General features: G+C 65.2%; 12 protein-coding genes. 9 read left to right on the forward strand and 3 right to left on the reverse strand.

Translation table 11 applies throughout. The annotated features are described in order from the left end of the window. Position 1: 1 nt before the first annotated feature. Entirely contained in the window at positions 2–1003 is a 1002-nt protein-coding gene (locus HMI57_RS01515; RefSeq protein WP_171584125.1) for a Gfo/Idh/MocA family oxidoreductase, read from the forward strand. A 2-nt stretch (positions 1004–1005) separates the two neighbouring features. Beyond that, complete coding sequence (locus tag HMI57_RS01520) at positions 1006–2151, forward strand: glycosyltransferase family 4 protein (protein WP_171584126.1); 1146 nt, start codon at positions 1006–1008, stop codon at positions 2149–2151. On the opposite strand, the gene wecB is transcribed toward HMI57_RS01520, so the two are convergent. After that, positions 2126–3208: a UDP-N-acetylglucosamine 2-epimerase (non-hydrolyzing) gene (gene wecB, locus HMI57_RS01525; protein ID WP_171584127.1), complete on the reverse strand. Its 1083-nt coding sequence runs from the start codon at positions 3206–3208 to the stop codon at positions 2126–2128. The genes HMI57_RS01520 and wecB overlap by 26 nt on opposite strands. A 144-nt stretch (positions 3209–3352) precedes the next feature. Between wecB and glf the strand changes: the two genes are divergently transcribed. Genes glf through HMI57_RS01545 form a run of 4 tightly spaced genes read left to right on the forward strand, consistent with a single transcriptional unit; the run spans position 3353 to position 8163 of the window. Then, complete coding sequence (glf, locus tag HMI57_RS01530) at positions 3353–4540, forward strand: UDP-galactopyranose mutase (RefSeq protein ID WP_171584128.1); 1188 nt, start codon at positions 3353–3355, stop codon at positions 4538–4540. Further along, positions 4537–6537: a glycosyltransferase gene (locus HMI57_RS01535; protein WP_171584129.1), complete on the forward strand. Its 2001-nt coding sequence runs from the start codon at positions 4537–4539 to the stop codon at positions 6535–6537. Before glf ends, HMI57_RS01535 begins: the two co-directional genes overlap by 4 nt. 6 nt (positions 6538–6543) lie before the next feature. Beyond that, on the forward strand, positions 6544–7434 hold the full coding sequence (locus HMI57_RS01540; RefSeq protein WP_171584130.1) for an ABC transporter permease: 891 nt from the start codon (positions 6544–6546) through the stop codon (positions 7432–7434). 3 nt (positions 7435–7437) lie between these two features. After that, positions 7438–8163: an ABC transporter ATP-binding protein gene (locus HMI57_RS01545; RefSeq protein ID WP_171584131.1), complete on the forward strand. Its 726-nt coding sequence runs from the start codon at positions 7438–7440 to the stop codon at positions 8161–8163. A gap of 46 nt (positions 8164–8209) precedes the next feature. On the opposite strand, the gene HMI57_RS01550 is transcribed toward HMI57_RS01545, so the two are convergent. Together HMI57_RS01550 and HMI57_RS01555 are read right to left on the reverse strand one after the other, a co-directional pair. Then, entirely contained in the window at positions 8210–10171 is a 1962-nt protein-coding gene (locus HMI57_RS01550) for a DUF6541 family protein (RefSeq protein ID WP_171584132.1), read from the reverse strand. A gap of 31 nt (positions 10172–10202) precedes the next feature. Then, a complete protein-coding gene (locus tag HMI57_RS01555) occupies positions 10203–11348 on the reverse strand; it encodes a glycosyltransferase (protein ID WP_171584133.1) in 1146 nt (381 codons plus the stop codon). Positions 11349–11482: 134 nt separating this feature from the next. Between HMI57_RS01555 and HMI57_RS01560 the strand changes: the two genes are divergently transcribed. Genes HMI57_RS01560 through HMI57_RS01570 form a run of 3 tightly spaced genes read left to right on the forward strand, consistent with a single transcriptional unit; the run spans position 11483 to position 14347 of the window. Further along, complete coding sequence (locus HMI57_RS01560) at positions 11483–12121, forward strand: glycosyltransferase family 2 protein (protein ID WP_171584134.1); 639 nt, start codon at positions 11483–11485, stop codon at positions 12119–12121. Between the two features lie 5 nt (positions 12122–12126). Then, positions 12127–12534 carry a DUF2304 domain-containing protein gene (locus tag HMI57_RS01565; protein ID WP_171584135.1) on the forward strand — a complete coding sequence of 136 codons (408 nt, stop codon included), beginning with the start codon at positions 12127–12129 and terminating at the stop codon, positions 12532–12534. Positions 12535–12547: 13 nt separating this feature from the next. Continuing rightward, positions 12548–14347 carry an ABC transporter ATP-binding protein gene (locus tag HMI57_RS01570; RefSeq protein WP_171584136.1) on the forward strand — a complete coding sequence of 600 codons (1800 nt, stop codon included), beginning with the start codon at positions 12548–12550 and terminating at the stop codon, positions 14345–14347. Positions 14348–14353: the final 6 nt, after the last annotated feature.

The raw sequence follows: 14353 nt of genomic DNA on the forward strand, positions 1-14353 counted from the left end.
CATGGCGGATCTGAGGGTCGGCCTGATCGGCCTCGGCATGATGGGGCGCCACCACGCCCGGGTCATCCGGGAACTCGATGGCCTGGAACTGGTCGCGGTAGCCGACGCCTTCGGCGACCCCCACGGGGTCGCCGGTACGCTCCCGGTCTGCGGTTCGGTTGACGAACTCATCGCCCAGGGCATCGACATGGCGGTCTGTGCCGTTCCCACCGGCCTGCACGAAGAGGTTGGACTGGCGCTGGCAGCAGCCGGCATCCACACGATGGTCGAGAAGCCCATCGCCTCGACCATCGACGGCGGCCAGCGACTCGTCGACGCGTTCGAGGCAGCGAACCTGGTCGGTGCCGTCGGACATATCGAACGGTTCAACCCTGCGCTGCAGTCCCTGCGCGCGAGGATCGAGAACGGGGACCTCGGCGAGGTCTTCCAGATTGCCACCCGGCGCCAGGGTCCGTTCCCGTCCAGGATCGCCGACGTCGGCGTCGTCAAGGACCTCGGCACCCACGACATCGACCTCACCGCCTGGCTGGCCCAGTCGCCTTTCGCTTCGGTGTCCGCGCTCACCAGCACCCGCTCGGGCCGGCCCCACGAGGACATGGTGGCCGCCTCCTGCCAGCTGGAGAACGGGGTCATCACCTCCCATTTGGTCAACTGGCTTTCCCCCATGAAGGAACGCCTCACCGTGGTGACCGGTGAGAAGGGGGCCTTCGTCGCTGACACGCTGACGGCTGACCTGACCTTCTTCGAGAACGGCACCATCAACACCGAGTGGGAGGCAGTCTCCAATTTCCGTGGAGTGTCGGAGGGAAACATCACCCGCCTGGCCCTGACCAAGCGTGAACCCCTGCGCTCCGAACACGAGGCGTTCCGGGATGCCGTGCTGGGACTGTCCAACAACATCGTCACCATGCGTGAGGGATTGAACACCCTGAGGGTCGCCGAGGCAATTATCGAGTCGGCCCGCGCCGGTTCCACGCTGAAGCTCACGGCGTTAAAGCACTAGGTATGCCGCTTCGAATTCTTGTTGCAACGCGCATCTATGCCCCGGAGACGGGGGCGGCGGCCTTCCGGCTGGCCGCCATGGTCAAGGCGCTTCAGGGCCGGGGTCACCACGTTACGGTCCTGACCACCTCGTCGCCCGGCGCGAAACGGTCTTCCCCATCGGTCCGGCGCTGGCCGGTGCTGCGGGACAAATCAGGCGCCGTCCGCGGCTATGTGCAGTACGCCAGTTTCGACATTCCGCTGTTCCTGAGGCTGCTCACGGCACCCGCCTTCGACCTGGTCGTGGTGGAACCCCCACCCACTACCGGCGTGGTGGTCAGGGTGGCTACGGCGCTGCGCCGTCGGCCCTTTGTCTACTTTGCCGCCGACGTCAGCTCGGTGGCTGCCGAGGGCATCGGCGTGTCCCCGGCAGTGGTGCGGGTCCTCCGGGCGATCGAACGCTGGACCCTCTCCCGGGCGCGAAGAATCCTGACCGTGTCCGAGGGCGTTTCGACGGCTGTCGCGGCCCTGGTGGGTCAGTCCGACCGGATCGTGAACGTGGGGACCGGTGTCGATACGGACCAGTTCACCAATGACGGGCCAGCAGGTCCCGACGACGGCGGCCGCTACTTTGTCTATGCCGGAACCATGTCGGAGATTCAGGGCGCCGGCGTGTTTGTTGACGCGTTCATCAGCATCGCTGCCGAGTACCCCGATGTCCGCCTGGTGATGTACGGCCAGGGGGTGGAGCTCGACGAGCTCCGTGCCCGGGCCGAAGCGGTGTCCGCGCCGATCGATTTCCGGGGCACCGTGGACGGTGACCAGATTTCCACAGCGCTCCGCGGCAGCGTTGCCGGCCTTGCCTCGGTACGTCCATCCCGCGGCTACGACTTCGCCTTCGCCACGAAGGCACTGGTCAGCCTCAGCTGTGGCACGCCGGTGATCTACGCGGGGGTGGGTCCGTTGAAAAACATCATTGCCGACGAGAACCTTGGCGTCAGTGTCGACTGGGAGCCGGCAGCAGTCGCGGCCGCGATGAGGGATGCCCTCGCCTGGCCCCAGGATGCCGCTCAACGCCAACGAATTTCCGGCTGGGTCCAGCAGAACTACTCGTTGAGGAGCGTCGGGGCCAGGGCGGCTGAGGCTATCGAGGCTGCTGCGAGCGAGTAGCCCCGAAAGCGGTGATCGCATCGACCACTGCGGCTGCGGCAGCTCCGGTACCGTAGGGCGCAGCCGATGTCGCCTCGGGCTGGGGACGCTGGACGACGTCGGCGAGAGTGTCGAGGTGCTCTGACACCAGGACATTCCACCCCAGTTCAACTGTTTCCACCCACTCCGTCTCCGGGCGGATCGTGGTGCACGGCACCCGCAGGAGGAACGCTTCCTTCTGCAGGCCTCCCGAGTCGGTGATTACGCCCGCACTGTTCATCACGGCGTTGATCAGCCCAGGGTAAGCCAGTGGCGGGCCCACGCGGATGGCGCCGGTCTCCAGTTCGATGCCGTGGCTGGCAGCCAGGTCCACCAGGCGGGGGTGGGCGAGCAGGAGCACCGGCCTGTCCAGCTGGGACAGGGACGAGACGATCTGCTGGAGCCGTGCCAGATCGTCGGTGTTGTCCGGGCGGTGGATGGTGCTCACATAGTAGCCACCGGACACCAGGCCTGCGGGCAGCGGCTCGTCCCGCGCCTGGAGGGACTCACGGGTTTTATAGAGGACGTCAGTCATCACGTCGCCGACGAGCACGCTCTTGTCCGCCAGCCCCTCGGTGGCCAGATGGGTCATCGCGACGTCGGTGGGTGCCAGCAGAAGGTCCGACGCGTGGTCGGTAAGCACCCGGTTGTGTTCCTCGGGCATCCGGCGGTTGAAGGAGCGCAGGCCGGCTTCCAGATGGGCCACCGGGATGTGCAGCTTTACGGCGGCCAGCGCCGCGGCAAGGGTGGAGTTCGTGTCGCCGTAGACCAGCACCAGGTCGGGCCGCTCCTGCTCGAAGATCTCTTCCAGCCCGGCGAGCATCGCGCCGGTCTGCTTGCCGTGCTTGCCCGAGCCGACGCCGAGGTTGTAGTCGGGGGCCGGAATGGCAAGGTCCTGGAAGAACACGTCCGACATCAGAGAGTCGTAATGCTGGCCGGTGTGGACGATCAGGTGTTCGGCGCGGCCTTTCATGGCTGCCGCGATCGGCGCGAGCTTCACAAACTGTGGGCGTGCGCCAACGACGCTGAGGATTCGCATGCGTTCCACTTTAGCTGTTGCCCCGGACCCCCAAATACAAGCCGCGCCCCGATTCTCCGGTAATCTTGTGCAGGCAGAGCGCTGAGTAGCCAGCGCAGTCCCCACCATGTAGCTGGCGCAGCCCCCAACAATTCAGGAGTGTTTGTGAACGTTGACCTCGTTGTCGTAGGGTCGGGCTTTTTCGGCCTGACCATCGCTGAACGGGCGGCCACCGAGCTCGGCCTGAAGGTGGCTGTGCTGGACCGGCGGCACCATATTGGCGGTAATGCCTACAGCGAGAAGGAAGCGCAAACCGGGATCGAGGTGCACCGTTACGGAGCGCACCTGTTCCACACCTCCAACGAGCGGGTCTGGGACTACGTGAGCCGGTTCACCGAGTTCACCAACTACGTCCACAAGGTGTACTCCAGCCACAAGGGCGAGGTTTACCCGATGCCCATCAACCTGGGCACCATCAACCAGTTCTTCAGGTCCTCCTACGGTCCCGCCGACGCCCGTGCACTGATCCAGGAGCAGGCGGGGGAGCTGGCCGGAACGGATCCACAGAACCTCAACGACAAGGGCATCCAGCTCATTGGGCGGCCACTCTACGAGGCGTTCATCAAGCACTACACCGGGAAGCAGTGGCAGACCGATCCGCGTGACCTGCCCGCGGAGATCATTTCCCGGCTCCCCGTCCGGTACACCTACGACAACCGGTACTTCAACGACAAGTACGAGGGCCTGCCGGTGGACGGTTACACGGCCTGGATCGAGCGGATGGCCGACCACCCGAACATTACCGTGCAGTTGAACACCGACTTCTTCGACGACAACCATGAATTTTCCCGCGCAGCGACCCTGGGCCAGGTGCCGGTCGTCTACACCGGTCCCGTTGACCGGTACTTCGACTACGCCGAAGGGGACCTCTCCTGGCGCACCATCGACCTGGAGGAGGAAGTCCTCCCGGTGGAGGACTTCCAGGGCTGTTCGGTGATGAACTACCCCGACGAGGACGTTGCCTACACCCGGATCCACGAGTTCCGCCACTTCCACCCCGAGCGGGACTACACGAAGGACGCCACGGTGATCATGCGTGAGTTCTCCCGGTTCGCCCAGAAGGAAGACGAGCCCTACTACCCGGTCAACACCAGCGAAGACCGCGCCAAGCTGAGCGCCTACCGCGACCTGGCCAAGGGCGAGAAGTCGGTGCTCTTCGGGGGCCGCCTCGGCACGTACAAGTACCTCGACATGCACATGGCTATCGGCTCGGCGCTGTCCATGTACGACAACAAACTCAAGCCGCACTTCACTGCTGGCGCCAAGCTCGAAAGCGGAGGAGTCGACGCATGAGCGATACCGTCACCACCACCCCCGAAACCTCAGCGGAGGCCACGCCCTGGCAGACCCTCCAGCGGGTCGTCCTGCCCAACCTGAGCGACCTCGATACGGCGCCGCTTTACATGGACACCGGCAGCGCCCTGAGCGTGCAGCTGAACACCATGGACGGCAGCGTGTCCACCCAGGGTGGTGGGCAGGCGCGCAGCAGCGACGGCAAGGAAATCCACGCCGAGGACTTCAAATCCCGCCGCTCCACGTTGGTCAGAGCGGGGGAGCGCGTCTCCTTCGGTACCTACTTCAACGCGTTCCCCGCGAGCTACTGGCGCCGGTGGACCACCATCCAATCGGTCCGGCTGAGCGTGAAGACCAGTGGCTCCGGCGGGGTCAGCGTCTACAAGTCGAACGCCCGCGGCTCCCTGCAGCATGTGGAGACGAAGCGGGTCACCGATACCGCGGTCACCACCTTTGACCTGACGCTGGCGCCGTTTGGCGACGGCGGTTGGTATTGGTTCGATCTCGTGGCCGGATCCGGGTCCCTCGTGCTGGACGAGGCCGAGTGGCAGGCACCGCATGCCGGCGGCACCCATGGCTCGATCACGCTTGAGATCACCACCCTGAACAAGCCCGACTTTTGCCTGAACAACCTTTCCATCCTGGCGGACCACCCCGAATCCCTCGCCCCGCTCAAGGAAATTCTGGTGGTGGACCAAGGCACGCAGAAGGTGGCCGACCAGCCCGGTTTCGCCGAGGTGGAAGCCGCGCTGCAGGGCAAGTTGCGGATCATCAACCAGGCAAACCTGGGTGGCTCGGGCGGGTTCGCCCGCGGCATGTATGAGGCCGTCGAGAACGGGAGCGACTACGCGTTGCTGCTGGACGACGACGTCGTCATCGAACCCGAGAGCATCGCCCGGCTGCTGACCTTCGCCGATCACTGCAAGACCCCGACGATCGTCGGCGGCCACATGTTTGACCTCTACAACCGGACCGTGCTGCACACCTTCGGTGAGACGGTGAACCCGTGGCGTTTCCAGCCCGACCAGCCCGTCGAGGGGCAGGTCCTCGGTCACGACTTCGTCCGGTCGAACCTCCGTCACACCCCCTGGCTGCACCGCCGGGTGGATGTCGACTACAACGGTTGGTGGATGTGCCTGATCCCCACCGCCGTCATCCGTGACATCGGTCTGTCGCTGCCCGTGTTCATCAAGTGGGACGACGCCGAATACGGCCTGCGCGCGAAGGCCGCCGGCTACCCGACGGTCTCCATGCCGGGATCGGCGGTCTGGCACGTGTCCTGGATCGACAAGGATGATCTGGTGGGCTGGCAGGCGTACTTCCACACCCGGAACCGGATGATCGCAGCGCTGATCCACAGCCCCTACGAGCACGGCGGCCGAGTGGTCAGGGAGTCCGGCTACATGGACATCAAGCACCTGATCTCCATGCAGTACTTCACTGCACGCGGCCGGATCATGGCGTTGCAGGACATCCTGAAGGGCCCCGAGTCACTTCACGAGGTGCTGCCCACGAAGCTGCCCGATATCCGGGCCATGGTCAAGGAGTTCCCCGACTCCCAGTTCAAGACCGACCCCGACGCCTTCCCCGCTGCGCGGATGGACAAGCCACCCCGCCAGGGGCAGGGATTCCGGGCGCCGTCCTACGCCACCCTGGTGCCGTGGGCGGCCAAGACCCTGGTCCGGCAGTTGAGCAAACCGGTGCAGGATTCCAGCCGGGAACGCCCCCAGGCCGTCGTCGCCCACCAGGACAACAAGTGGTGGCGGATGTCCCAGTACGACAGCGCTGTGGTCTCCAACGCCGAGGGCAGCGGTGCGTCGTGGTACCAGCGCGACCCCAGGAAGCTGCGCTCAATGCTCACCGAGGCCGGTCGACTGAACGCCGAGATCCTCCGGAACTGGCCACAGCTCAGCGCCCGGTATAAGGCCGCGGCCGCAGAGATCAGTTCTTTCGAAGCCTGGAAGAAAACCTTCGAGGCCCACTCCGAGAAGAGCTGATAACGGTTGAGCACCAGCGAACTCACCACGCCCGGTCTGGGTGGCGGTCTCCGCGACGTCCTGCGCTCCCGCTTCCTGCTGAAGCTGCTGGTCGCCAAGGAACTTAAGGTCAGGTATCGCGGCTCGGTCCTGGGGATCCTCTGGTCCTATGTGAAGCCGGGTGTGCAGTTCTTCGTGTTCTGGTTTGCCCTCGGGGTCTTCCTGCAGATGAACCGGAACACCGAGAACTACGCCATCTATCTGTTCTCGGGCATTGTGTTGATCAACTTCTTCAACGAGGCTCTGGGCAACGCGTCCCGTTCAGTGGTCGGCAACGGGGGGCTGATCAAAAAGATCTACCTTCCCAGGGAGCTGTTCCCCGTGGCGTCCGTCTGGGTGTCAGCGGTGCACTTCCTGCCGCAGCTGTTGGTCCTGCTGGTGGCCTGTCTGTTCGCCGGCTGGACCCCTGGGGTGTTCCAGATCTTCGCCGCAGTGGCCGGGTTTATGATCGTGGCATTGCTCGCGACCGGTCTGGGACTGTTCTTCGGCGCAGCGAACGTATATTTCAGGGACAGCGAGAACTTCGTGGACATGCTGTTGATGATTGCCACTTGGGCGTCGCCGGTGCTTTACACCTGGATCATGGTGCGGGACGGACTGGCGACGGTGTTCTCCGCCGGAACTGCCTCGGTGCTGCTCGTGATCTACCAGGCCAACCCGCTCACGATCGCGGTGGAGCTGTTCCACTTCGCCTTCTGGCTCCCGACCACCTCCGAGATCACCGATCCCATGATCGCCGCCCCGCCCAATCTGCTCGACATGTGGCTCCCGATTGGGCTGGCAACCGCACTGCTGGTGACCATCCTGGGCCAGTGGACCTTCCGGCGGCTCGAGGGCCGCTTCGCCCAGGAGCTGTGACCCGTGACCACCGCCATTGAAGTACGTGGTATTTCCAAGCAGTTTGTGCTGCGCCACACCCGGTCCATCAAGGAGGCGTTCGTCTGGCTGGTCAAGGGCCGGAAGGGTGACCTGTCGCAGAAATTCCACGCCCTCGACAACGTTTCGCTCGACGTCCGCCAGGGCGAGTCAGTTGCCCTGCTGGGGCTCAACGGCTCCGGGAAGTCGACCCTGCTCAAGCACATCTCCGGTGTCATGCTGCCGGACAGCGGCACCGTGCGTACCCGCGGCCGGGTAGCCGGGCTGATCGAGGTGGGGGCGGGATTCCACCCGGACCTCAGCGGCCGGGACAACGTCTACCTCAACGGCGCCATTCTTGGCATGACCGAACAGCAGATCGATGACCTCTTCGACTCGATTGTCGACTTCTCGGAGATCGGACAGTTCATCGACACCGAGGTGAAGTTCTATTCCTCGGGCATGTACCTGCGCCTCGCGTTCTCGGTGGCTGTGCACACCAACCCGGAGGTGTTCCTGGTTGATGAGATTCTCGCCGTCGGGGACGAGCCCTTCCAGAAGAAGTGCATCGCCAAGATCATGGAACTCGCTGCGGCAGGGAAGACCCTTGTGGTCGTCAGCCACGATCTGGACCTGGTGGCCCAGGTCTGCGAACGTGGCGTGCTCCTCGAGCACGGGCGGATTGTCATGGACGCCCCGGTCGACGAAGTGGTGTCCAGGATGCGCAGCTAGCGCACTGGGCACACCGCGCCGGCGGGGTCTCTCTCCGTTACCGCGGCTAGCGGCAGGCTGTGACTTCGTAGAGCCGTGCCTGGCCTTCCCTGTCGATTAGCTCGATCCCCGGAGCTGTCGCCAGGTTATCGAAGCCCCGATAGGGCTGGGACCCGCCGTGCAGTTCCTGGTCTCCGAAGTCCAGGACGTAGAAAGCATCCAGTTCCTGCACCGCGCGGCAGACGTCGGGGGACGTCGCTGCCTCATCGATCCGGTCCATCAGGAGTAGGTCGTCGTCGGCCACCCGGCTGGACGCGTGCGTCAGCAGCACGTCCCTCCCGCCGAGGGCGTACGCGAGGGATGCACCCGTCCACGGGTTCCCGACGACGACGGCGCCCTCGGGCACCGACTGATCCAGCCGATCCAGCAGGGCCAGCTCGTCGCTGGTGAGGAGTGCCGAAGACCGGTCCAGGACGTACTCCGCGCGTGCCTTGGCCTCGGCGTTGTCGACCGACTTGCCCTGCCCCAGAAGTCCGACGATCGTGCAGCCGGCGATAATGATCACCCAGGTGGCGGCGTTCTGATACCGGCGGTTGGCGGTACGGCGGACGAACGCGGTGAGCATGGCGGTCCCTCCGAGCACAGCGAGCGGTAGGGCTGCGACCGGGAGCAGCGCCGCCAGGCGGTTGCTGTCGTTGTACCAGAGCCCGGTGAAGAAGTGGCGGACTTCGCCGATTTCTGTGCTGGCCACGTTCACATACAGCAGTGCGCTGGCTGTGAAGATTCCGAGCACCCACCAATAGCGCCGGGCGTTGATGGTGACTGCCAGACCGACCAGGGTCAGCACCAGCAGAATCCAGCTGATCCCGCTGCGCATCGGGGCGACAGCCAGGGCCTCGCCGACCGCGTGGGTGGGACTGAGGAACGGCTCCCAGAGCGAGTTCTGCAGGGAGGGCCTGAAGGAGATCCAGAAGTAGTAGGTGAACCCGAGATAACCCAGAAACATGGCGGGCGCCGCGAGATGGCGGTACCAGGGTGCACCCCGGCGGACCAGGTACCTGGTGGTGCGCCACAGCACGAGGGCGGCCAACGGCACCACGAACAGGAACAGGGCGATCATGGTACTTGGGTGGGACAGGGCGATGGCGGGTAGCACCGCCAGCAGGCCGAGCCCGGCCAGCACCCTGCCGTTCAGGGGGTCCTGAACCACTCCCAGCATGGTCCCGGCCAGTCCGACGCCAATGGGAAGCAGTGCAATGGAGAGCAGATAGGGGTACAGGACGCCGAAGTCCACCATCAGGTAGGGAAAGGTCGGGTAAGCAGCCGCCAGGGCGCCGGTCAGCAGGATCGGGAGAGGCTTTTCGCCAGCGATCCGGGTGACCATGAACAGGGCGGACAACGGCCACACGAACGCGGCGATCGCAATGTTTGCCGCGTTAACGGCGACCGCAATGGGAGCTCCAGTGGTGAGCGACACCAGGGTGACGAGGTCGTGCCACGCGGCAGGGTAGAAGCTCAGTCCGGTGCCGTCATTGGTCAGGTTGCCCAGCGTCAGTGATGATCCGGATCCGGTGTCCAGGATGTACTGCAGGGAGTTCAGGTGGAAGATGTTGTCGTAGGTCTGCGAGATGTTCTCGGGGCTGATGAACATCTGGGCAAACCGGACACCGATGATCAGTGCGGGGACGGCGACGGCGACCGTGCACAGCGCTCCGGTCAGCAGGCCCGCCCGGGTCGGCCGGTGCAGCAGCACCAGCGGTTCACCGCGGGATCGCAGCCAGAGGAAGCGGGCCAGGAGCCCTCCGCCTGCGGTCAGTACTGTCATGCCTACCAGCACCACCGGTGACCAGGGGATGGAGAGGAAGGGGGCGATCATGGCCCCGACAGACGCCAGCGTCACCGAAATGGGTGCGGCGAGGGCGACCGACGTCAGCCCGCGGGTTCCGCAGGCCCTGGCCACCAGGAATCCGGGCACCATCAGAATGACCAGAGTCATCAGGATGACCGGCGCTGCCTGCCACCAACTCATCGACACTTCACCTTTTCTTGGGTCATGGCGGCTAGGTCCGGGGGGACGTGAGCCGCTGCACCATGGCCCGAATCACTGATTCGTCGGTGGCGGAGCTCAACTCCGGCGCCGCGGTGTGGGCGTTCCGCTTGAACTGGGCGACCTCCTGCTCTGTGAGCTCGGACAGGGTCCGGGTGAGGTCGTCGGCCGTGAAACCCTGCGTCACTGCGCCGAGCTGATGGTCCTGAATCAGTCTAGACGTCTCCGGCGAGGGGCTGAACACGATGGCCAGGCGCGCCTGGACAAAGTCGAAGAACTTGTTCGGGAGCATCAGCGCGTGGTTGGTGGTCCTCGGGGGAAGGCTGAACACCCCGACGTCGTACGCGTTCAAGGTGGCGGGCAGGTCGTCCGGGGCGACGGCGTCGTGAAAGGTGATCCGCTCCTGGGCGCCGGTCGCGGCGCGGAGTGTTTCCCAATACTTTCCGCCATCGCGGGCCTTCACCAGGTACAGGTCGAGGCTGAACCGTTCATCCAGCGCCTTGACCGCCTCGATCATCGCCTCCAGGTTGCGGCCCGGCACTGCCGCGCCGCTGTGGACCAGGCGAATGCGGCCCTCAACCATGGGGGAGGGCTCCAGCGGGCGCAGCGGACCCGCATTGCGGACCACTTCCGTGCGGCACCCGAACCGTTCGGTATAGAGGCGGGCAATCGACTCGTTGACGGTGATAACCCCGGCCGAGCGGGGGAGGTAGGTTTTGCAGACCCAGGTCATGTAGGGCTTCACCAGGATTTTCCACGACAGCACGTGAGATCTCTCCTCGGGCGCCCACTCGTGCATGTCCCCGAGCACCGGAGCGGAGCCAGCCACCTCGTGGGCGAGGGGGAGGGCGCGCGCCTCGTTGGCGACTACCAAGTCATACTCCGCCGCCCCGATCAGTTCGCGGGCCCGCTGCACCGCGGGTGCCTTCGAGCCTGCGGTGGCGAAACGCCGCAGGGCCAGGCCGAGCACGCCAGCGGGAGTCTGGGGCAGGGAGGGGAGGGCCGAATCCACTTCGAGGTGGGTGGTGGCCCCGGGAGGGGCCGATCCGTAGCTGACGGTCGTCACCGTGCCGCATTCGGCGAGGGTTTGTACCTGCCGCAGTACCCGGGAATCAGCGTTGATGTCCGAGAAGGAGATGCAGAGAATGCGGAGGGTCATGACCGCAAGCCTAACGGTTCGGCACGGGTTGGCCGCCCGGCACGGCGGCGCGCCCCCGGCATCGAAGCTGGGGGGCGGGCCGGGGAACGTATGGAATACTTACCCCTGTGAGTCGCTCCTGGGTCGTCATACCAATGTATAACGAAGCCACCGTTGTAGGTGGCGTGATCAAAGGACTCCTCCCACATTTTCCCCACGTGGTCTGCGTGGATGACGGCAGCACCGACGGATCACCTGAGGCGGCTGCCGCGGCGGGCGCCGTCGTCGTCCGGCACCCCTTTAACCTGGGACAGGGTGCTGCCCTGCAGACGGGCCTGGAGTATGCACTGCAGGATCCCGCCTTGGACGCGGTCATCACGTTCGACGCCGATAACCAGCACCGTGTGCAGGATGCCCAGGAAATGCTCGCCCGGGTGCAGTCCGGCGAGCTGGAAGTGGTGCTCGGATCCCGGTTCCTGGACGGGCGCACCAAGATTTCGCCGCTGAAGCGGCTGGTCTTGAGAACCGTCGCCTTCCAGTCGAGGATGTCGACCGGTCTGGAACTGACCGACGCGCACAACGGTCTCCGGGTCATCAACGCCGGGGTCGCGCGCCGCATTCACCTGAAGCAGAACCGGATGGCCCACGCGTCCGAACTGATCCACCAGCTGGCAGAGCTGAAGCCGCGGCTCGCGGAGCACCCCGTCGAGATCATCTACACCGACTACTCGAAGGCCAAAGGCCAGTCCTTGCTCAACGGCGTCAATATTCTCGCCGATCTCTTCTTCAGGTGAACCCCATGCTCTTTATCGTCCAGATTGTCCTTGTCCTTGCTGTGATCCTCGGCTCACTGGTGCTGATGCGGGGCGGCGCCAACGCCAGCCACCTCGCCATCCGCCGGATCCTACTGCTGGCCTTCGCCCTGATCGCCGCGCTGTCGATTTTCCTGCCGGAGCTCCTGACCGGGCTGGCGAACCTGTTCGGCATCGGCCGGGGCACCGACCTGGTCCTGTACGGGTTTATCGTCTGCTTCATGGTCTTCATGGCCTCCTCCGCCCAGCGCCACCGGCACATGGAGGAATCCCTGACGCGGCTCGCCCGCCGGGTTGCGCTCGATGAGACGCCCCGCGTCTGGGAGACGGAGACCAGCAATCCCAGCCTGCCCGGAGCCCCCTCCGACGACCCTCCGCGGACCCAACTAAGCTAATCTTGCGGGAGCCATGAAATCACTTATCAGTATTAACCGTCAGCTTCTGGCGGTCCTCCCGCCCAGCGCACGCCGCTTCCTCCTGCGCTACGCCATCCTCTCGTCGCTGCTCTCACTGATCGACGTGGTGGCCCTGGGTTTGCTCGCCATCGTCATGTCGAGCATCATCACCGGCAGCCCGGTCAACCTGGGCCCGTTCGGCCGGATCGACGAGGTCTCCCACTACATCACCGTGCTCGCGGTCTTCTGCACCCTGGTGATCATCAAGAGCGGGCTGAACATCCTGCTGCTGCGCTACGCAACCTCCCGCTTCGCCTCCCACGAGGTGGCCATCGGTGACCGGCTGCTGGCCGCCTACATGCGTGCGCCCTGGGTGGACCGCCTGAAGCGCAATTCCGCGGAGCTGGTCCGCTCGGTCGACTCAGGTGTGTCGCTGACCGTGTCCGGCGTATTGATGCCTTCGATGGGTCTGGCCGGCGAGATCGTCTCCGTGATCGCCGTCGTCAGTGTTTTGTTCGTGAGCAACTGGATCACTGCCGTCACCGCCATCATCTATCTGGGCCTGATCGCCCTCCTACTCTCCCGTGGAATCTCCAAGCGGGCCGTCGCCAACGGACGGCGCAACCGGCAGTTCTCGTTCAGGACCGTCCGACTGCTGACCGAAGCAGTGGGCGCGCTGAAGGAGGTCACCCTGCGCGGTGCCTCACCGGACGTCGAAAGGGCAGTCCACAACAACCGCATCCACTCCTCGAAAGCCCGGGCGCTGGCAATCTTCCTCGGCCAGGTGCCGCGGTTTGTGCTCGAGGCCGGTCTGATTGGCGGCTTCATGCTGGTCGGCGGGGTGGGGCTGCTCACCAGCCCGTCCGGCGTCGACCCGGTTACCAACGCCCTGGCCGCCGTCGCGCTCTTCGGCGTTGCGGGGTTCAGGATCATCCCGTCCCTGACACGTTTCCAGGCGATCCTGTCGATGGTGCACTCCAACTCACCGTTCGCCGAACAGGTGCTCGCCGACATCAAGGAATCCGAGGCCAGCGCCAAGGACCAGGAGGAGCCCGACCAGTCGGAGCTGCCCCAGGGTGTGCCCGACGTCGTGCTCAAGGACGTGTCCTTCACCTACCCCGGCGCGGAAACCCCTGCGCTGAGCGGCGTCACGATGACCATCCCGTCCGGGTCACGCGTCGCAGTGGTGGGATCGTCGGGTGCCGGCAAGTCCACCCTGATCGACCTGCTGCTCGGACTGCTGCTGCCGAGCTCGGGGCAGGTGCTGGTCGGGGGAGTGCCGATGCGCGCCGTGCTTCACTCCTGGCGTTCCCGCGTGGGCTACGTGCCCCAGGAAGTCTCACTGTTCGACGCGTCAATCGCCCAGAACGTTGCCCTGACCTGGGATCCCGAACAGGTGGACGAGGACAGGGTTCGCCGCGCACTGGAGCGGGCCCAGATGCTGGAGACCGTTGAGAAGCGTCCCGACGGCATCCTCGGCGCGGTCGGAGAACGCGGAATGGCGCTGTCCGGTGGGCAGCGGCAAAGGCTTGGCATTGCCCGCGGACTCTACGCCGATCCGGCGGTGCTGGTGATGGACGAGGCCACCAGTGCCCTCGACACCGCCACCGAGGCGGCGGTCACCCAGGCCGTCCGCAACCTCACCGGCAGCGTCACCACCATCACCGTTGCCCACCGTCTGTCGACCATCAGGGACAGCGACGTGGTCTTCTTCTTCGCCGATGGCAAGTTGGCCGCCCAGGGAACCTTCGCCGAAGTCATCGCACAGATGCCTGACTTCGCCGAGCAGGCCGCCCTGGCCGGCCTCACCTAGCCGGCA

The sequence above is a fragment of the Arthrobacter sp. 260 genome, assembly GCF_013116745.1.
Lineage (GTDB): Bacteria > Actinomycetota > Actinomycetes > Actinomycetales > Micrococcaceae > Arthrobacter_D.